The organism is Arthrobacter sp. MAHUQ-56 (assembly GCF_019710585.1).
In the GTDB taxonomy this organism is placed as follows: Bacteria; Actinomycetota; Actinomycetes; order Actinomycetales; family Micrococcaceae; genus Arthrobacter.
This window is the reverse complement of sequence record NZ_JAIFZQ010000020.1, coordinates 645,879-664,394: the sequence shown is the minus strand read 5'-3', so window position 1 is coordinate 664,394 and position 18,516 is coordinate 645,879. Positions and strand designations below refer to the sequence as shown.

At 68.9% G+C, this 18,516-nt stretch carries 18 protein-coding genes; 4 read left to right on the top strand and 14 right to left on the bottom strand.

What is annotated here, in order from left to right; all coding sequences use genetic code 11:
* The first annotated feature begins 12 nt into the window (after positions 1-12).
* Positions 13-981, top strand: a complete 969-nt coding sequence (locus tag K4G53_RS15485) for a DUF389 domain-containing protein (protein WP_221386532.1) — start codon at positions 13-15, stop codon at positions 979-981.
* Here K4G53_RS15485 and K4G53_RS15480 read toward each other — a convergent pair.
* The 4 genes from K4G53_RS15480 to K4G53_RS15465 all read right to left on the bottom strand — a co-directional run bounded on the left by K4G53_RS15480 (position 950) and on the right by K4G53_RS15465 (position 5,780).
* On the bottom strand, positions 950-2,077 hold the full coding sequence (locus tag K4G53_RS15480) for an NAD(P)/FAD-dependent oxidoreductase (protein WP_221386531.1): 1,128 nt from the start codon (positions 2,075-2,077) through the stop codon (positions 950-952). The genes K4G53_RS15485 and K4G53_RS15480 overlap by 32 nt on opposite strands.
* On the bottom strand, positions 2,074-2,418 hold the full coding sequence (locus tag K4G53_RS15475; protein ID WP_221386530.1) for a hypothetical protein: 345 nt from the start codon (positions 2,416-2,418) through the stop codon (positions 2,074-2,076). Before K4G53_RS15475 ends, K4G53_RS15480 begins: the two co-directional genes overlap by 4 nt.
* Before the next feature lie 92 nt (positions 2,419-2,510).
* Positions 2,511-4,145 (bottom strand): helix-turn-helix transcriptional regulator, encoded by a 1,635-nt coding sequence (locus tag K4G53_RS15470; RefSeq protein ID WP_221386529.1) that lies wholly within the window; start codon positions 4,143-4,145, stop codon positions 2,511-2,513.
* Between the two features lie 120 nt (positions 4,146-4,265).
* Positions 4,266-5,780: an ATP-dependent DNA ligase gene (locus K4G53_RS15465; RefSeq protein ID WP_221386528.1), complete on the bottom strand. Its 1,515-nt coding sequence runs from the start codon at positions 5,778-5,780 to the stop codon at positions 4,266-4,268.
* A gap of 66 nt (positions 5,781-5,846) precedes the next feature.
* On the opposite strand from K4G53_RS15465, the gene K4G53_RS15460 reads away from it, so the two are divergent.
* Entirely contained in the window at positions 5,847-6,446 is a 600-nt protein-coding gene (locus K4G53_RS15460; protein ID WP_221386527.1) for a dihydrofolate reductase family protein, read from the top strand.
* 125 nt (positions 6,447-6,571) lie between these two features.
* Here K4G53_RS15460 and groL read toward each other — a convergent pair whose 3' ends face one another.
* The 3 genes from groL to K4G53_RS15445 all read right to left on the bottom strand — a co-directional run bounded on the left by groL (position 6,572) and on the right by K4G53_RS15445 (position 9,188).
* Positions 6,572-8,182 carry a chaperonin GroEL gene (gene groL / locus K4G53_RS15455; RefSeq protein WP_221386526.1) on the bottom strand — a complete coding sequence of 537 codons (1,611 nt, stop codon included), beginning with the start codon at positions 8,180-8,182 and terminating at the stop codon, positions 6,572-6,574.
* A gap of 79 nt (positions 8,183-8,261) precedes the next feature.
* The gene (gene groES / locus K4G53_RS15450) at positions 8,262-8,555 is read right to left on the bottom strand and encodes a co-chaperone GroES (RefSeq protein WP_003805290.1); all 294 of its coding nucleotides are present in this window, start codon (positions 8,553-8,555) and stop codon (positions 8,262-8,264) included.
* Between the two features lie 252 nt (positions 8,556-8,807).
* Complete coding sequence (locus tag K4G53_RS15445; RefSeq protein ID WP_221386525.1) at positions 8,808-9,188, bottom strand: hypothetical protein; 381 nt, start codon at positions 9,186-9,188, stop codon at positions 8,808-8,810.
* A 53-nt stretch (positions 9,189-9,241) separates the two neighbouring features.
* Between K4G53_RS15445 and K4G53_RS15440 the strand changes: the two genes are divergently transcribed.
* Positions 9,242-10,480: a class I SAM-dependent methyltransferase gene (locus K4G53_RS15440; protein ID WP_221386524.1), complete on the top strand. Its 1,239-nt coding sequence runs from the start codon at positions 9,242-9,244 to the stop codon at positions 10,478-10,480.
* A gap of 3 nt (positions 10,481-10,483) precedes the next feature.
* Here K4G53_RS15440 and K4G53_RS15435 read toward each other — a convergent pair whose 3' ends face one another.
* On the bottom strand, positions 10,484-11,302 hold the full coding sequence (locus K4G53_RS15435; RefSeq protein WP_308287899.1) for a shikimate 5-dehydrogenase: 819 nt from the start codon (positions 11,300-11,302) through the stop codon (positions 10,484-10,486).
* 43 nt (positions 11,303-11,345) lie between these two features.
* The gene (locus tag K4G53_RS15430; RefSeq protein ID WP_221386943.1) at positions 11,346-12,794 is read right to left on the bottom strand and encodes a glycoside hydrolase family 3 protein; all 1,449 of its coding nucleotides are present in this window, start codon (positions 12,792-12,794) and stop codon (positions 11,346-11,348) included.
* Between the two features lie 375 nt (positions 12,795-13,169).
* Between K4G53_RS15430 and K4G53_RS15425 the strand changes: the two genes are divergently transcribed.
* Positions 13,170-14,321 carry a glutamate--cysteine ligase gene (locus tag K4G53_RS15425; protein ID WP_221386522.1) on the top strand — a complete coding sequence of 384 codons (1,152 nt, stop codon included), beginning with the start codon at positions 13,170-13,172 and terminating at the stop codon, positions 14,319-14,321.
* A 78-nt stretch (positions 14,322-14,399) separates the two neighbouring features.
* On the opposite strand, the gene tsaD is transcribed toward K4G53_RS15425, so the two are convergent.
* The 5 genes from tsaD to alr are packed head-to-tail and all read right to left on the bottom strand — an operon-like array spanning position 14,400 to position 18,505.
* Positions 14,400-15,491: a tRNA (adenosine(37)-N6)-threonylcarbamoyltransferase complex transferase subunit TsaD gene (tsaD, locus tag K4G53_RS15420; protein WP_221386521.1), complete on the bottom strand. Its 1,092-nt coding sequence runs from the start codon at positions 15,489-15,491 to the stop codon at positions 14,400-14,402.
* Positions 15,488-15,970, bottom strand: a complete 483-nt coding sequence (gene rimI, locus K4G53_RS15415; RefSeq protein WP_221386942.1) for a ribosomal protein S18-alanine N-acetyltransferase — start codon at positions 15,968-15,970, stop codon at positions 15,488-15,490. The genes tsaD and rimI overlap by 4 nt, the downstream gene beginning before the upstream one ends.
* A 44-nt stretch (positions 15,971-16,014) precedes the next feature.
* A complete protein-coding gene (gene tsaB, locus K4G53_RS15410; RefSeq protein ID WP_221386520.1) occupies positions 16,015-16,686 on the bottom strand; it encodes a tRNA (adenosine(37)-N6)-threonylcarbamoyltransferase complex dimerization subunit type 1 TsaB in 672 nt (223 codons plus the stop codon).
* Complete coding sequence (gene tsaE, locus K4G53_RS15405; RefSeq protein ID WP_221386519.1) at positions 16,680-17,270, bottom strand: tRNA (adenosine(37)-N6)-threonylcarbamoyltransferase complex ATPase subunit type 1 TsaE; 591 nt, start codon at positions 17,268-17,270, stop codon at positions 16,680-16,682. Before tsaE ends, tsaB begins: the two co-directional genes overlap by 7 nt.
* Positions 17,267-18,505, bottom strand: a complete 1,239-nt coding sequence (gene alr / locus K4G53_RS15400; protein WP_221386518.1) for an alanine racemase — start codon at positions 18,503-18,505, stop codon at positions 17,267-17,269. Before alr ends, tsaE begins: the two co-directional genes overlap by 4 nt.
* Between the last annotated feature and the right edge of the window lie 11 nt (positions 18,506-18,516).

Genomic DNA, 18,516 nt, shown 5'->3' with positions numbered 1-18,516 from the left:
AAGGGAGCCGGAGTGATTGTCCAGGTGCGCGTCTGCGTCCCCGCGGAACTGTCGGAGGTGACGCTGCGGACCTGCCGGGAGCAGGCGGGAACCGCCGAAGTGGCGCTGGTCCGCGGCGGCTCGGTGGTGCCGGAGGGCGACCTGATCGAGGTCCAGATACCCCGGGAATCCGTGGAGGAGCTGCTCGAGAAACTCGAGGTCCTTAAAGTACAGGAGGCGGGCTCGATCGTTGTTTCGATGCCTGAACTCGTCCTGTCCCGCCGGGCCGACGACGCGGAGCGGGCGGCCCCGGGCGACGGCGCGGATGCTTTGATCTGGGATGAGGTGTCCCGCCAAACGGGCGAGGACTCACGGCTGACCTGGTCCTATCTCGCTTTCCTGGTGCTGGCCACGCAGCTGGCAGCGATCGGCATCGTGAACGATTCCCCGATCGCTATCGTCGGAGCCATGGCTGTGGGCCCGGAATTCGGCCCGCTGGCCGCCCTCGCCGTGGCGCTGGCCCGCCGGCAGTGGGCGCTGGGCAGGCGCGCCGCCCTAGCGCTGGCCGTGGGGTTCCCGGTCGCCATGCTGCTGGCGGCGCTGACAGCATGGCTCTCGGTTCCCCTCGGGCTTTTCCCCCGCAACACCCTCGACACTGGGTCCGCCGTCGAATTCATTTACCATCCCGGGCCCTATTCGCTGATCGTTGCGGTGCTCGCCGGAACCGCCGGAATGCTGTCGGTCATCGGCCGCCGCTCCGCAGCACTCATCGGCGTCTTTATCTCGGTCACCACTGTCCCGGCGGCAGGGTATGTGGCGGTGGCACTCGTGCTGGGTGAGTACCAGAAGGCGGCCGGTTCCGCGCTGCAACTGCTGCTGAATTTGGTGGGCATCGTGGCAGCCGCCGTGGCGGTCCTCCTTTTCTACAGGGTGGTCACCAGGCGGCTGCCTGAATCGACGGCCCGGACGCTCAGGCGGCAGCTGCGGCGGACCCGCGGCTGACCGGGGGTTCCGCGGCCGGTACAGACCGGGGCATCTTCCGTGCCAGGTACCGGGCGTCGCGGCCCACCCCGGGCAGGGTGGCGGATGCGGCAGCGTACAGGAATTCCTGGCCCAGGAAGAACAGTCCGGGGGTATCGAGGGCGACACCGCGGTGCTGGCGTGGCAGCGCGCCGCCGTCGAGCAGCCCGGGATCGATCCAGCTGAAGTCATCCCGGAAGCCTGTGCACCAGATGACATTGGCCGCCTCCAGCCGGGCGCCGTCCGCCAGGACGGGCTGCCCGTCCTCCACGCCGGCCATCCGAGGCACGACCCGCACGCCCGCCGCGGCCAGGTCCTTGGTTTTGGTCCTGATTAGCGGCGCTGCGTGCGCGGTGAAGGTGGGTGCGGCTTTCCGGCCCACGGGGGTCCCGAGGGTGAGCACGTGCAGGCCGAGGAAGCGCACCACAGGCAGGGCATAACGGGCGGCGGTCCGGCCGTGCTTCACCGGAAGTTCACCGGACGGCTTCCCTGCAACCGTCGTCGGGTGCGTCCGGGCCACTTCGAGGGCGATCTCGGCCCCGGAATTTCCCAGCCCCACCACCAGGACTGGACCGTCCTGCAACTGCCCGGGATTCCGGTACTGGCTGGAGTGGAGCTGGACCGTTGCGGGTGCCAACTCCACTGCGAAGCCGGGAACGTTGGGCGCCTGGCTCACCCCGGTGGCCACGACGGCGTTGCGTGCCTCCCAGCGGTGGCCGTTCGTGGTGGCAACGTAATGGCTTCCTTCGCGCCACAGGCGTTCCACCCGGGCGCCGTGGTGGACGGGCAGGCCGTTCCGTTCGGCGTAGCCTTCAAGGTAGTCCGCCACCTCGTCCTTGGTGGGGAAGGACAATGGGTCCGCCGGGAACGGTTGGCCCGGCAGGCCGTCGTACTTGGCGGGAGTGAACACCCGGAGCGAGTCCCACCGCTGGCGCCATGCGTCGCCGGAGCGCTGGTTGGCGTCGAGGATCAGGAAGTTCCGTTGTTGCTGCTTCAGGTGGTGGCCGAGGGTCAGTCCGGCCTGGCCGCCTCCGATGATGATCGTGTCCAGCATGCCGGTCACGTCGTTGCTGTTCATGGCTGTTCTCCTGTCGTTCTGGCGGGGATGCCTGCGGCTGAACCTTCCTGCCGCCCTGCCGCCGTATTCCTGGCGCCGGCGCCCGTTTCCCTGTAGCGCAGCCACCAGGCCAGCATCAGCGCGGAGGCGAGGACGTAGGCGAGGTGGAGGACCCAGATGGGTCCGGCCGGGAGGTTGTAAACGTAGACGCAGTGCACCGCGTTGGCCAGGTTGCTCAGGACCAGGTTCCCCAGGCTGTAGGAAGCGAGGTCCCGTGTGCGTGCTGCTTTCACCAGCATCGGCAGCATCCCCACGGCAAACAGCACCGTGGAAAGGGTGCCCGCAAGGAGTGGAATGTTCATGCTTTGAGGCTACGGACGGGGCCGCATGGTCCGCGTCGGGCAAACCATGCAATTGCCGGGCGGAGCGAATGGGTAATTTTGCGCAGTCCGGTTCAGGGCGCCAGGCCGTGCTCGAAGGCATACCTGGTGGCGGCAGCCCTCGAGGAAAGATCCAGCTTCAGGAAGATGTTGCTGATGTGCCGGGCCACTGTCTTCTCGCTGAGGAACAGCACGGCAGCGATGGCACGGTTCCCCTGGCCCGAGGCGACGAGCCGGAGCACCTCCGCTTCCCGGGCGGTCAGCGGCCCGGGAGTCCCGGCGTCGTCCTTCCGCATCAGCGAGGCCGTCCAGGCGGCGGCGGGCACAGCCCCCAATCCCAGGAATTCAGTATGGGCCGCTTCGAACTCCATCCCGGCCGACGTTTCGTCGCCGAGATCCCGGCAGGCCTGTCCGATCAGCACCCGGCACCGGGCAGCTTCATACGGAACCGCGAGCCCCAGCCACAGCTGCCAGGCCTGCCGAAGCGCTTGCGTGGCACCTCGCGGATCACCCTCCGCCAGCTTCACCGCGCCATCCGCCTGGCTCGCGACGGCCCGCACCATCGGCCTGGGGCAGTCGCGGGCAAAGGCGGCCAGCTCTTCTGCGGCCTCCCGGGCGGCCTGGACGTCCGGCACAGCCAGTTCGATGTCCACCAGTGCCGGCAACAGATGCCGGCGGGTGGCAGTGTCCGCCAGCCCGGCGGCCCGGCGGATCATGGTTTGGGCCTGCTTCGCGTCCCCGCGGGCAAGTATCAGCAGGGCAAGGCCCGGCTGCGGTTCGTACCCGCTGCTCGCCGCCTGGGTGAAGGATGCCTGCGCCGCGTCCAGATTGCCTGTGAGCCGCTGCACTTCCCCCTGCTGGTAGTAGCCTCCGTACAGCGCCTGCGGATCACCCCTGCCGGAGCGTTCCTGGGCCATTCCCGCCGCGGCGAGCGCTTCTGCCCAGGCTCCATGCAGCCGGAAGATTTCTGCCCTGTGGGCCTGGCACTGACCGCTGAAGGGAACCATGTCAGGCCTGGCCGAGCACCACCGGTCCAGGGCAGCCGTCCACTCCATGGCCCGTTCCAGATCGAATGCCACCTGGCAGTTCCCGATCACGGCGCAGTAGGCAATCCCGGACGGCACGGCAGACAATTCCCCCGTAGTGACAGCCACCATCACCTCATCGAACATCCGCAGCCCCTCCTCGGGACGGCCCAGTTCAAGGGTGGCCTGCCCCCTGCCCAGCAGGGCGAGCGCGGACAGATCCCTGTCCTGGAACCGCTGGCCGATTTCTGCGGCCCGGGAAAACAGCATCAGGGCGCCTTCCGGGTCTCCGCCGTAAAGCTTGCCCAGGCACGCCGGGATCAGGAGGAAGCCCTGGACGGCATCCGGCACGGGAAGTTCATCGGCCAGCCGCTGCCCCCGTGCCAGCCATCCCCCGGCCCGTGCACTTTCGCCGGTGTTCATCAGGTGCAGGGCCATCCAGGCGGCACATCTGGCGGCCCCCACGATGTCGCCTACCACCAGGTACTCCTCGTGGGCCCGGGTGAGCGATTCAATCCCAGTGGCGGCGTTGCCGGTCAGGATCTCCGCCGTAGCCAGGCGCTCGAGGTCCGCGGCCGGAAGCCCGCCCTGCCGGTCGGCATCCCGAAGGCTTTCGAAGGCTTCGGTCCAACGCTGCTCGCGGAACGCCGACCGGCCCTGGTCCAGGCCCGTCTCAGCTGTCACCTGGCCTCCTCTGTGGATACCACCCCCAGCCGGCCCGCCGCCGTCGTTGCTTGCGGACTTGCCTAAGCGCCACGGTACGCCCGCGGAACAGCGGTGACAACGCCCTGGTTCGTGGAGGAGCTAGGGGCGCAACAGCGCCCGCAGGGTCTGGATGGTGTCCGCCTCCGCCGCCGGCTTGTCCCCGCGGTAGCGCTTCACCCGGGCGAACCGGAGGGCAATGCCGCCCGGATAGCGCGGGGACTGCTGCACGCCGTCGATTGCCACCTCGACCACCGTGACGGGTTCCACCCAGACCGTGCCAGCCGTCCGCCGCACCTCAAGCTCCTGGAACCTTTCCGTCTGCCAGCGCAACAACTCGTCAGTGAGGCCTTTGAAGGTTTTGCCCACCATCACGTAGGCGCCGGCCTCGCCGAACTCCCCCTCCGGGTCCAGGGCGCCAAGGTGCAGGTTGGACAACAGTCCGGTGCGCCGGCCCGAGCCCCATTCACATGCGAGCACCACAAGGTCGTAGGTGAGCACGGGCTTGACCTTCACCCAGTTGGAACCCCGCCGTCCGGCCGCGTAGACCGATTCGACCGCCTTGACCACCACTCCTTCGTGGCCTGCGGCGAGGGCATCACGCGACACCCGTTCCGCGACGTCGGGATCAGCCGTGATTTCTCCCGGGATCCGGTGCTCGGGAGCAATCCGCTCAAGCACGCTGATGCGGGTGGACAGCGGCTCGTCGAGCAGGTCGCGCCCGTCGATGTGGAGGACGTCGAAGAACCAGGGGTGAAGTATGGTGGCCCGCGCGGCGTCGGCACCGAACCGCGACATGGTTTCCTGGAAGGGGCGTGGTCCGCCGTCCTCGTCGAGGGCAAGCGTCTCGCCGTCGAGGATCACGTCGCGCACGGGCAGTCCCCGCACCACCTCCGGCAGCCGGTGGGTCACCTCGGCGAGGTTGCGGGTGTAAATGCTGACATTGTCGCCTGCCCGGTGCACCTGGATGCGTGCGCCGTCGAGCTTGTATTCCACGGAGGCCTCCCCCGTGGCCACGAGGGCTTCCTCCGCGCTGCCGGCGGTCGCGGCGAGCATGGGCTGCACGGGCCGTCCAACCACAAGGCTGACGGCGGCAAGCTCGTCTGCGGTGCCCGTCAGCGCCAGCAGCGCGGTCCCGCCGAGGTCACCGGAAAGCATGGCCGCGCGGCGAACAGCGTCCCCGGGGCGGTCTGCGGCGCGGGCAACAGCATCCGTCAACACCCCTTCAAGGGCGCCGGTCCGCATTTCACCCAGCAGCACGCCGGCGATGAATGCCTGTTCACGTCCGGTTGCTGCAGCCATCAATGCACGGAGGATCGCTGCGCGCTCCGTTGCGGACCCGGCGCCGGCGAGGGCCAGCAGCCGGTCCAGCGCGTCATCCAGGTCTCCCACGGTGAGGCTTGGTTCGGTGGCCGGCTCCCCCTTGACCGCTGCCAGGCCCCGCCAGCCCACGCCTACCCGGCCCTGCCGCGGCTTGGCAGTGAGCAGCCCCACCGCCGTCGGGATCTCCGCCGGCTCGACCCGGCGCAGCAGTTCGGCAAGGGCCCCCACCTTCGCCAGCCGGGATCGGGTCGCGGCGACAGCTTCCGCGGTTTTTACGAGCTCGTCGAGCAGCATGGCACCAGTCTGCCACGCCCACCGGCAGCACTGGACAGGACGGGAGGCCAGTTCCAAAATGGGCGGATGGGCATCATCGTGGCGAACCTGTTCATCACCCTCGACGGCGTCTACCAGGCCCCGGGCGGGCGCGAGGAAGACACGGAAGACGGGTTTTCCTTCGGCGGCTGGCAGGCGCCCGTGTCCGACGACGAGGCGTCCGCCTCGATTGGCGCCGAGATCAGCCGGATTGATGCCCTGCTCCTTGGCCGGAAGACCTACGACATCTTTGCCTCCTACTGGCCGCACCAGTCCGGCGAGATTGGCGACGCCCTCAACCGGGTGCCCAAGTTCGTTGTCTCCAGCACCCTGGCGGCCCCGGAGTGGGCGGGCACCACGGTCCTTCCCGATGCCCAGGCGGCAGCCGGGCTCCGCGAGCAGTACCAGCAGGTGCACATGTTCGGCAGCGGCGTCTTGATCCGCTCCCTGCTGGCGGCAGGCGTGCTGGACCGGCTGCACCTTTGGCTCTACCCGGTGGTCCTGGGGCAGGGCAAGCGGCTCTTCGACGCCGGAACGGTGCCCGCCAGCTTCCACCTCACCGAGCCTGCGCGCACCTTCCCCAAGGGATCCGTGTCGCTGGTGTACGAACGGGCGGGGGATGTGCAGACAGCAGAGATGTCGCCCTAGCCATGCTTCGTCCCGAATAAACAAAAAACCGGCCCAGCAATGCTGGACCGGTTTTTCGACTGCAGGGCCCACGCCGTCAGGGTTCCCTGACCGAGCGAAGCGAGGTGAGGGAGACGGCGGGGATGTTAGTGGCTGTGGCCTGCGTGCTCGTCCTCATCGGCGGGCTTCTCCACGACCAGGGTCTCGGTGGTGAGAACCAGGGCCGCGATGGAGGCCGCGTTGCGGAGGGCTGCACGGGTGACCTTGACGGGGTCGATGACGCCCGCTGCGATCAGGTCCTCGTACTCGCCGGACTTGGCGTTGAAGCCGTTGTTGGTTTCGAGGTCCGCCACCTTGGAGGTGACCACGTAGCCGTCGAAGCCGGCGTTCTGGGCGATCCAGCGCAGCGGCTGCACCAGGGCGCGGCGGACAATGCCGACGGCAGCCGCAGCATCACCTTCGAGCGCGTTGACGGCAGCGTCCTCGTCCAGTGCCTTGAGGGCGTGGATGAGGGCGGAACCGCCGCCGGCCACGATGCCTTCTTCGAGGGCAGCGCGGGTGGAGGACACGGCGTCCTCGATGCGGTGCTTCTTTTCCTTCAGCTCAACCTCGGTGGCGGCGCCGACCTTGATGACGCCGATGCCGCCGGCCAGCTTGGCCAGGCGCTCCTGGAGCTTTTCACGGTCCCAGTCGGAGTCGGTGCGGGTCAGCTCGGCGCGCAGCTGGGCCACGCGGGCGGACACGTCCTCGGCCGAACCGGCACCGTCCACGATGGTGGTGTTGTCCTTGGTGACGGTGATGCGGCGGGCGGTACCCAGCACCTCCAGGCCAACGGTGTCCAGGCTCAGGCCCAGTTCCGGGGAGACAACCTGCGCACCGGTGAGGGTGGCGATGTCCTGCAGCATGGCCTTGCGGCGGTCGCCGAAGCCGGGGGCCTTGACGGCAACAACGTTCAGGGTGCCGCGGATGCGGTTGACGATGAGCGTGGACAGCGCCTCGCCCTCGACATCCTCGGCGATGATGAACAGCGGCTTGGAGGCCTGCAGCGCCTTTTCGAGCAGCGGCAGGAATTCCTGGATGGAGGAGATCTTGCCCTGGTTGATCAGGATGAGGGCGTCCTCGAGGACTGCTTCCTGGCGCTCCGCGTCGGTGACGAAGTACGGGGAAAGGTAGCCCTTGTCGAACTGCATGCCCTCGGTGAGGACCAGCTCGGTCTGGGTGGTGGAGGACTCCTCGATGGTGATGACACCATCCTTGCCCACCTTGCCGAAAGCCTCGGCGAGGAGCTCGCCGATTTCGTCGCTCTGGGCGGAGATGGCGGCAACGTTTGCCACCTGGGTGCCCTCGACGGGGCGCGCGTTCTCCAGCAGGCGGGCGGCGACGGCCTCAACCGCAACCTCGATGCCGCGCTTGATCTGGCCGGGGGCAGCGCCGGCTGCCACGTTGCGCAGGCCTTCCTTGACCAGGGCCTGGGCCAGGACGGTGGCGGTGGTGGTGCCGTCACCGGCAACATCGTTGGTCTTGGTGGCTACTTCCTTGGCCAGCTGCGCGCCAAGGTTCTCGTAGGGGTCGTCAAGCTCCACTTCGCGGGCGATGGTGACGCCGTCGTTCGTGATGGTGGGAGCGCCCCACTTCTTGTCCAGGACGACGTTGCGGCCGCGGGGGCCGAGCGTCACCTTGACGGTGTTGGCGAGCTTATCGATGCCGGCCTCGAGGGACCGGCGGGCAGCGTCGTTAAACGCAAGCTGCTTTGCCATGGTTTTGTCCTTTCAAAGACAGAAACCCCGCACCGCCGGCCAGCATAAGCGTGGCCGGCAGCACGGGGATCCGAAAGAGTTACTTGACGACGATCGCCAGGACGTCGCGGGCGGACAGCACGAGGTACTCGGTGCCGCCCGTCTTGACTTCGGTTCCGCCGTACTTGGAGTAGATAACGACGTCGCCAACGGCTACGTCGACCGGAACGCGGTTGCCATCTTCGAAGCGGCCGGGGCCTACTGCAACAACTTCGCCTTCCTGCGGCTTCTCCTGGGCGGAGTCCGGGATAACCAGGCCGGAAGCCGTGGTCTGCTCGGCTTCGAGCGGGCGGACAACAATACGATCCTCAAGAGGCTTAATAGAGACCGACACTCGGACCTCTCCTTTTCGTCAGCAAATTCGTGGACTGGAAAGCTTTCCGCCGTAGCTGGCAAACCGTCGTCGCGGTGCCGGCAGCAGCCTGGCTGGCAGCTCTTCATGTGTTAGCACCCTCCTAGGGAGAGTGCTAATGAAGACTCTATGTAAGGGTTAGCACTCGGTCAAGGCGAGTGCCAACGTTTCGTCGTAGGCGTACGGCTTCGGGAACGTACGACGGCGGCCGGCCGGCCTTGGGGGCCGGCACTCCTAGCGGCCCAGGTCGTCGAAGCCGACGTCCTCGCCGCCGTCGGCCCCGCCGTCGCCCTGGCTGCGCCCCCGGACGAGCAACCAGCCGGCCGCTGCCGCGGCGAGCACCGCGGTGACGAGGAAGAAGATGCTCCCTGTGCGCGCGCCGTCGTACAGCCCGCGGATGTCCCGGGCCTCCTGGGTGTCGTCGGAGATGTTGTTGCCGCCCACCGAATAGACGGTGGCGTTGAAGGTATCCAGGAGGAAGATGATCACCAGCAAGGCGATGCAGACCACGGCCACTACGGACGCGGCGATCAGCACGGGGCGGGCGAACCTCGCGACCCCCGGGGTCGTGGGCTGCTGTTCGCCGGACGGCCCGGGGGCTGCGCTCTCTTCCATGCTGTCAACACTATCGGCATCCCGGTACGTGCTCCTCCACTAGGCTGGAACCCATGGCTCACGCTCCCCAGGACCAGACTGCACAGGACCAGATTGCACCGCTGTTGACCCCCGAAGGATGGGACCTGCTGGCGTCCCTGGGGCCCTACCGGGACGAGGATTCCTTTGCGCTCAATGCGGCCCTGCGGAAGGCCGGGCACCCGGCCGGGCTGGTGTCCGCGGTCCTGACGCAGTCGCGGCTTCGGACCAAGGCGGAGGCGAAGTTCGGCGAGTTCGCCCGCCGGATGCTCTTCACCCAGGCCGGCCTGGAGCAGGCCACGCGGCTGAACGTGGCCGCGCACCACGCAAAGCGGTTCGCCGGCGCCGGGATCAGCCACGTAGCGGACCTGGGCTGCGGCCTCGGCGCCGACTCGCTGGCGCTGGCCTCCCTGGACGTGGCCGTCACCGCCGTCGAGATGGACGAAACAACCGCGGCGTGCGCCACCGTGAACCTCATTCCGTTCCCCAACGCGACGGTGGTCCACGCCGATGCCGCGGCGGTGCCGCTGGACGGCATCGACGGCGTCTGGCTGGACCCCGCACGGCGTGTCACCTCCACCTCCGGCACCAAACGGATCTGGGACCCCGAAGCTTTCTCCCCGCCACTGTCATTCGTCGAATCGCTGGCCGCGCAGGGGAAGGCCGTGGGCGTCAAGATGGGCCCCGGCATGCCGCACGACTCCGTCCCCGGGGGCTGCGAGGCGCAGTGGGTGTCCGTGTCGGGTGACGTTACCGAGGTGACACTGTGGTTCAACGCGGTGCGCAGGCCCGGCGTGCGGCGGGCCGCCCTGGTCCTGGGCCCCCAGGGGCCGGCGGAACTCACCAGCGGTGAGGACTTCGGCGCAGGCCCCCAGGCCCCGGTGGGGCCGGTGGCGGGCTACCTGTATGAGCCGGACGGCGCCGTGATCCGGGCAGGCCTGGTGGCCGACGTCGCGCTCGAACTGGGCGGGCACCTGGTGGATGAGCACATCGCCTACATCTGCGCGCCGGAGCTGCGGGACACGCCGTTCGCCAGGGCCTACAAGGTGCTGGACGTGATGCAGTACAACGTCAAGGCGCTCAAAGCCTGGGTCAAGAGGGAGGGCATCACCGTGCTGGACATCAAGAAACGCGGCACGGCGGTGACGCCGGAGGAACTGCGGAAGCAACTGCTTCCGGGCGGGAAAAACGCCAAAAAGGGCGGCAAAACGGCCACCCTGGTCCTGACCCGCATCGGCGAGGACCGGGTGGCCATCGTGGTGGAACCCGTCTAGCCCCTACTGGGCGCGCATGAACTCCTCGGCCGCCCGCACCTGCTCTGCCGTCGGCCGTACCCCCGTGTACAGGACGAACTGCTCCAGTGCCTGGATGGTGGCCACCTCGGCCCCGGTAATGACCGGCTTGCCCGCGGCACGGGCGGCCTGGATCAGGGGCGTCTCGGCCGGCAGCGCCACCACGTCGAACACCACGCGCGCCGCGTCGATCGTTTCCGCCGGGAAGGACAGGGCGTCAGCTTCCGCTCCCCCTGCCATACCGATAGGGGTGACGTTGATGATCAGGTCCGCTGTCCCGCCGTCGAGCGCTGCACGCCACGTGAAGCCGTACTGGTCCGCGAGCGCACGCCCGGTGGCCTCGTTCCGGGCGATCACGGTGACGTCGGTGAAGCCGGCGTCCCGGAGGGCGGCAACGGTGGCCTTGGCCATGCCGCCGGCACCCTGCACCAGCACCGAGTAGTCGGTGGGGACCGCATTCGTGGCCAGGAGCTGCTCGATGGCGGTGTAGTCGGTGTTGTAGGCCTTGAGATGCCCGTCCGTGTTGACGATCGTGTTGACGGAATCGATGGCCTTGGCCGAAGGATCCATCTCGTCCACCAGGGCGATCACGTCCTCCTTGTACGGCATGGAGATGGCGCAGCCGCGGATGCCCAGGCCCCGCACGCCGGCGATGGCCTGTTCCAGATTGGTGGGTGCGAACGCCTTGTAGATCCAGTTCAGGCCCAGCTGTTCGTACAGGTGGTTGTGGAACCGGGTCCCGTTGTTGCTCGGACGGGCGGAGAGCGAGATGCAGAGGGTCATGTCTTTATTCAGAATGGGCACCCCACCATTAAAGCGGTCCCGCCGGCACCGGTGGTCCCGGGGGTCAGGCGCAGCCGGTTCCCGCCGGGTAGGGGCCGACGGCGGCGGGCAGCTTCCCGGGCGCGGGCGCCTTTCCTGCCAGCACGGCGGCCAGCGCGTCAAAGGCGGCGTCGCTGCGGCCGTAGAGCGCCAGTTTGACGGGCGCGGTGGAATCCTGCAGCGGCCACGGCGCGTCGAGGGCCACGGCGATGTCCCCGCCCGCAGGTTTCCCGCCATAGCCGATAAGGCTCACCAGCGGGCCGGAACCGACGGTGAGCCCGGCACGGGCGGCGGCGGCCTCGAAGCGTTCCCGGTCCCCCGGTCCCCCGCCGGCCACGCGCACCGAGCCGGGGACCAGCGCCCCCTTGCACGGACCGGCCAGGACCGTGACGGCCGACGCCGACACCCGGGTGGACAGGGCCGCTCCACTGCCGGCCGGGGTGCCTGCGCCCGGCGCCCCTGCCGCCGGGGCGGTCCGGGCATGCCAGGTCATCAGCGTTGCCACCCGCCGGGCCGCCTCGTCCAGGCGCCCGGCGGGAAGGCTGCCGGATGCCAGGGCCTGGAGAATGGCCGCGTGGGCCTGCTCCACGTCGGCTGGCATCAAGAGCAGGTCGGCGCCCGCGGTAAGGGCCTTCACCGCAGCCGTGCCTGCGGGGTACTGCTTGTCCACCGCGCCCATGTTCAGGGCGTCCGTCACCGCCACGCCCTTGAAGCCCAGGCTGCGCAGGGCCGCGTAGTTTGGTGCGGAGAGCGACGCCGGCACGCCAGGTTCCAGCGCGGGCACGGCGATGTGCCCGGTCATGGCGATGGGCAGTCCGGCGGCGGCCGCCGCCTGGAAGGGTTTCCAGTCCCTTGCCTGGAGCGCGTCGACGCCGGCCGGCTGGACGGGCAGGCTGAGGTGGGAATCCGTGGTGACGGAACCGTGCCCGGGAAAATGCTTCACGGTTGGCATCACTCCGGCGGCAAGCATTCCCTGGGAGAACGCCACCCCCTGGGTTGCCGCGGCGGCCGGATCGGCGGACATGGAGCGGGCACCAATGGTGGGATCCTGGGCGCCGATGGTGACGTCCGTGTCCGGCGCGAAGTCCAGGTTGAAACCCAGGGGCACCAGCTCCCCGGCCAGGCCCTTGCCGGCTTCCCGGGTCAGGGCTTCGTTGCCGGCCGCACCGTAGCTCATCGGCGCAGGCCACTCGGTCAGCGGCGCACCGATGCGCGCCACCATGCCGCCTTCCTGGTCCACGGCGATGATCCCGGGCCAGCGGCGGCCGTCGGCGGCCACTGCCTGCAGCAGCCGCTGGTTCAGGGCAGTCATGGCGGCCACGTCGACTTTCCCCTGCGGATCGCGCGGCACGTTGTCGCCCATGATGATGGAGCCGGCCAGGTGCAGGCGCTGGATGAGTGCCGCCTGGGCCTCCACCTGGTTGCCCTTGAAGAACGGGAGCAGGACCTGCCCGGCTTTTTGCTCGGGCGTCATGGCTGCCACGGCAGCGGCAGCTGCGTCCTCGTCCCGCTGCTCGGGGCCCCAGCCCAGGGGCCGGGAACCGGGATCAGGCGACGGGGAGGCGGAAGGTGGTGCCGGCGTCGTGCTTGCCGAAGGGGTGGGCGACGCGCCGCTGGAGGGCGCGGACGACGGCGGGGCGGGACTTGGAGCGGCGGTGCAGGAGGCCAGGGCCAGGGCCGACAAGGCCAGGAGGAGGGGGAAGGATTTGGCAGGGCTGTGACGCAGGTACTGGAACGGAGCCATCAATAGGATGCTACCCCTGCCCTATAGACTTGAAACACCCGTTCGCCAGCCGGCGCAGCCTGTGAGCGGCATCAGCCAGCGGCAAACCGGAGAGTAAGGAAACGTGTGAAGATCGACTTCGCGTCATCGAGGCAGTCAACCCTCGGTGTTGAGTGGGAGCTTGCCCTGGTGGACGGGAAGACGGGCGAGCTCGCTTCCGTCGCCAACCAGGTGCTCCGCGGCGTCGCCTCCCGCCACCCCGAACTCAACGAAGACGACGAGCATCCGCACATCAAGCAGGAACTGCTGCTCAACACGGTGGAACTGGTCACCGGCATCTGCGACACCGCGGCGGAGGCCAAGGAGGACCTGAACCGCTCGGTGGCTGCGGTCCGGGAGATCACCGACCCCATGGGTGTGGAGCTGTTCTGCGCCGGCAGCCACCCGTTCAGCCCGCCCCAGCTGCAGCCGGTGACGGACAAGGCGCGGTACGCCAAGCTCATCGACCGGACCCAGTGGTGGGGCCGGCAGATGGTGATCTACGGCGTGCACGTGCACGTGGGCCTCGACAGCCGGGACAAGGCCCTCCCGGTGCTGGACGGCCTGGTCAACTACTTCCCGCACTTCCAGGCGCTCTCCGCCTCCAGCCCGTTCTGGGGCGGAGAGGACACCGGCTACGCGTCCCAGCGGGCCCTGATGTTCCAGCAGCTGCCCACCGCCGGCCTGCCCTTCCAGTTCAAGTCCTGGGAGGAATACGAGTCCTACGTCCAGGACATGTTCACCACCGGCGTGATCGACACCATCTCCGAGATCCGGTGGGACATCCGGCCCGTGCCCGCGCTGGGCACCATCGAGATGCGCATCTGCGACGGGCTGGCCACCCTGGAGGAAGTGGGCGCCATCGCCGCCCTCACCCAGTGCCTGGTGGACGAGTTCTCCACCATCCTGGACAACGGCGGCACCATCCCCACCATGCCGCCGTGGCATGTGCAGGAAAACAAGTGGCGCGCGGCCCGTTACGGCATGGACGCGATCATCATTTTGGATGCGGCGGGCAAGGAGCAGCTGGTCACCGACCACCTCCTGGAAACGCTGAACCGGCTGGAACCGGTGGCGGCAAAGCTCCGCTGCCCGGACGAGCTAGCCGACGTCGAGAAGATCATCCGCCGCGGCGCCGGGTACCAGCGGCAGCGCCGCGTGGCCGCCGAGAACGGCGGGAACCTGCAGGCCGTGGTCCTGGACCTGGTCAAGCAGATGCGCAACGGCCCCACCGCCTGACTTGCTCTATCAGATATGGCTCCTAAACCGGTGGTTTAGGAGCCATATCTGATAGAGCAACTGTGTGTTTCGCGGGGATCAGGCCGGCAGCGACACCGACGTGACGGGCATCGACGAGTCCGGGGCGAAGCCGATGCCGCTGGATTCCACGCCGGCCATCACCAGCTGGGCACCGAGGGCCGCCACCATGGCGCCGTTGTCCGTGCACAGGTCCAGCGGAGGAACGTGCAGCCGGATTCCGGCGGAGGCGCAACGCTGCCCGGTCAGTTCCCGCAGGCGTGAGTTGGCTGCCACTCCGCCGCCGAGCAGGACATCCTTGATTCCGCGCTCCCGGCAGGCCAGGACGGCCTTGGACGAGATAACGTCCACCACGGCTTCCTGGAAGGCAGCGGCGATGTCGGCCACCGGGATCTCCTCACCGCGGGCCTCGAACTGCTCCACGCAGCGCGCCACCGCCGTCTTGAGGCCGCTGAAGGACCAGTCGTAGCGGTGCGGTCCGGGTTCTTCGGCGGTCCCCATGTACTTGGGCTGGGTCAGGCCGCGCGGGAAGCGGATGGCCTTCGGGTTGCCGGTGCGGGCCATCCTGTCGATGGCGGGGCCGCCGGGATAGCCGAGCCCCAGGATGCGGGCCACCTTGTCGTAGGCCTCGCCCGCGGCGTCGTCGATGGTGGAGCCCAGGAGCACCACGTCGCTGGTGATGCTGTTGATCTGCAGGATTTCCGTGTGACCGCCGGACACCAGCAGGGCGCCAAGGTTTTCCGGCAGTTCCTGCTTGCGGCCGTCCCCGCGGCCGTCCAGGAGTCCGACGCCGACATGGGCCACCAGGTGGTTGATGGCGTAGAGCGGCTTTCCGGTGGCCACGGCCAAAGCCTTCGCGGCGCAGACACCCACCATCAGCGCACCAGCCAGGCCGGGGCCGGACGTGACCGCAATGGCATCCACGTCCGCCAGCTCCACGCCCGCCTCGGCAAGCGCCTGTTCGAGGGTGGGGACGAACGCGTCAAGGTGCGCCCGGGAGGCGATCTCGGGAATGACCCCGCCGAAACGCACGTGCTCATCCATCGAGGAGGAGACGGTGTTCGTCAGCAGGGTGGTGCCGCGGACGATGCCCACGCCGGTTTCGTCACAGGACGATTCGATGCCGAGCACCAGGGGCTGGGTGCGGTTCATTGTTTGCCTGCTTCCGTTGTTTCCCCGGTATCAATGGCCCCCGTGTCCGGGGAGTCCGCGAGCCGGAGCCGCATGATCAGGGCGTCCACCCCGTCCCGGTAGTAGCGGCGGCGGACATGGATCTGCTCGAACCCGAACCGCACGTACAGCTTCTGCGCCCGCGGGTTGTCGGCGCGGACCTCGAGGAGGACGTCGGCGGCTCCCCTGCGGCGGGCTTCCGCGATCAGCCGGGTGAGCAGGGTGGTGCCGATGCCGCGGCCCTCGTAGTCAGGCACGACGGCGATGGTCTGGACGTCGGCGATGGGCTCGATGCACATCAGGCCGGCGTAGCCCACGATGCCGCCGCCGGCTTCCGCCACGAGGTAGCGGCGGGTTTCCGGCTGGGAGAGTTCGTCCAGGAACATCTGCAGGGGCCAGGCGTCGATCGGGAAGAGCCGCTGCTCGAGGGCTTCGACGGCAGGGACATCGTCCAGTGTCATGTCCCGGACGGTGACTTCCGCGGGGTGGGTATCGGGTGCGGTGCTCACAGGGCGCGCTTCCGTGGTCCGGGCACCTGGGCGTCGGATTCACGCAGGTACAAGGGCGTGGAGTCCAGCAGGGTGCCCCCGGATGCCAGCCGGGCCAGTGCGAACTGGCCAAGGTACAGGGCGTCGGGCTGCTCCTGCGCGAAGTCCGGATCGGCTTTAAGGGCGTCGGCGTAAAGGCCTGCACCCGCGCCGAACGCGGGCAATTGCGGCAGGTCCGCGGCGAAACCCACGTGCGGCCCGTCTTCCAGCAGGGGCAGCTGGCCGTCGCTGAGGCTGTAGCGGGCCCAGTAGACCTCTTTGCGCCGGGCATCGGTGACCACGAGGAATTCGGGGACTGCTGAGGTGGATTCGGCCACCTCCAAAGCCACCGCGTCCAGGCTCATCAGCCCATGCAGCGGCTTGCCCCACACGAAGGCCAGGGTGCGCGCCGTGGCAATCCCGGAGCGCAGGCCGGTGAACGGTCCGGGGCCCACGCCCACCACCAACGCATCGATGTCCTGGCCAGTGACGCCTGCCGACGCGAGCATTTCGTGGATCCCGGGGGCGAGTACCTCCGCATGGCTGCGGGTGTCCTCGGTGGAGAAACTGGCCACCACGGCCTCGGGGGCGTCATCGGAGACCAGGGCTGCGCTGGCCACCGCCGACGTGTCGATGGCGAGAATCAGCATGGGGCGCTCCTTTCGCGGCCGTCGAGGTCCGGAGCGGCCGTCCACCGGGGGCCGTACCCGCGCATCACGATGGTGCGCGGCTCGTCGGTGTCCTCGGCGTCGAAGTCGAGGTTTCCGGTACTCGCGGCGCCCAGGCCGATGGCGCGGAGGAAGTCGATCTCCAGCCTGCTCTCGCTGAGGTGCTCCACGCGGTCGTGGCCCCATTCCACTACCGTCACGGACGAGTCCATGGTGTTTTCGAGGTCGATGTCATCGATCTCTGCCGCCGAGCCCAGCCGGTAGGCATCCACGTGCACCAGGTCCGGGCCGCCGGGCCGCGGGCCGTCCGGCAGGTTGGGATGGATCCGGACCAGGACGAAGGTGGGCGAAATGACGCCCGCGCGGACGCCCAGGCCCTGCCCCAGGCCCTGTGTGAACGTCGTCTTACCCGCGCCGAGCTCGCCGGACAGCACCAGCAGGTCCCCGGCCCGGAGTACCTCCGCCAGGCGTTCGCCGAACGCCTGGGTCTGGTCCGCCGTCGTCGCCGTAAACGTCTTTTCCCAGTTGGCTGCAGCGGGCTGGGCGCCTGCCTGCGCTGCGCTCATGCCGCCCCCGCCCCGCCGTGGAACCCGGCGAGGCCGGCACCCGCGCCGGCATGCTCGTCCTCGTTGATGAAGCGCCGCGGAACCCGGGGACTGATCCGCGTCACGATTTCGTAGTTGATGGTCCCGGCCGCGCGGGCCCAGTCGTCGGCGGTGGGCCCGCCGTCCGCGCCGTCGCCGAACAGCACTGCCTCGGCACCGGGCAGCCCCTCCCCGGCGTGCTCCGCCCCGAGGTCTATCACCATCTGGTCCATGGCGATCCGCCCCACCACCGGGTACGTCTTTCCTGCCACCCGCACGGGACCGCCGGTGGCGACGCGTGGAACACCGTCGGCATAGCCCAGCGGAATCAGGGCAAGGGTGGTCGGCCCACTGGTGCGGTAGCGCAGGCCATAGGAGACGCCCTGCCCCTCGGGCACGTTTTTGCACTGCGAGACAAGGGTGCGCAGCGTCATCGCGGGGCGCAGGCCCAGCTCGGCGGACGTCTGTCCGTCGAACGGCGAGAGCCCGTAGATCCCCAGGCCCGCACGGACGAGGTCGAAGTGCGTGTCCGGCCGGGACAGCGTGGCCGGGGTGTTGGCAAGGTGCCGGACTTCCGGGTCCACGCCGGCATCTTCGGCGATGGCCACCGCTTCCCGGAAAGCAGCCACTTGCTGGTCCGTCTCGGGCCGCTCCGGTTCGTCCGCGACGGCGAGGTGCGAGAAAATCCCTACCACGCGCAGCAGGCCCTGGTCCTGGTATTCCACGGCTTCGCCCACCAGGCGGTCCCAGTCCTCCGGCGTGCACCCGTTGCGGCCCAGCCCGGTGTCCACCTTCAGGTGCACCCGCGCAGGACGCTCCTGTTCACGGGCCGCAGCGACGATCCGTTCCAGCTCCCACCCTGAGCATCCAATGTCGACGCCGGCGGCCACGGCGGCGCCGAAGTTGCTGTCGGTGGTGTGCAGCCAGGCAAGCAGCGGAGCGTCGATGCCGGCGGCGCGCAGCGCGAGCGCTTCGGAAATGTGGGCGACCCCCAGCCAGGAGGCGCCTGCCTGCAGGGCCGCGCGCGCCACGGGAACGGCGCCGTGGCCGTAGGCATCTGCCTTGACGACGGCCATGACTTTCGCCGGGGACGCGGCGGCGGCCAGCCGGCGGACGTTGTGGCGGATGGCGTCCAGGTCGATGACGGCGGACCGTTCGTGGTGGGGGTCGGGCCCCTGGGCAGCGCTGAATTCACCGGTTGTTGCGGGGTAGGTCACCTAACTGATTC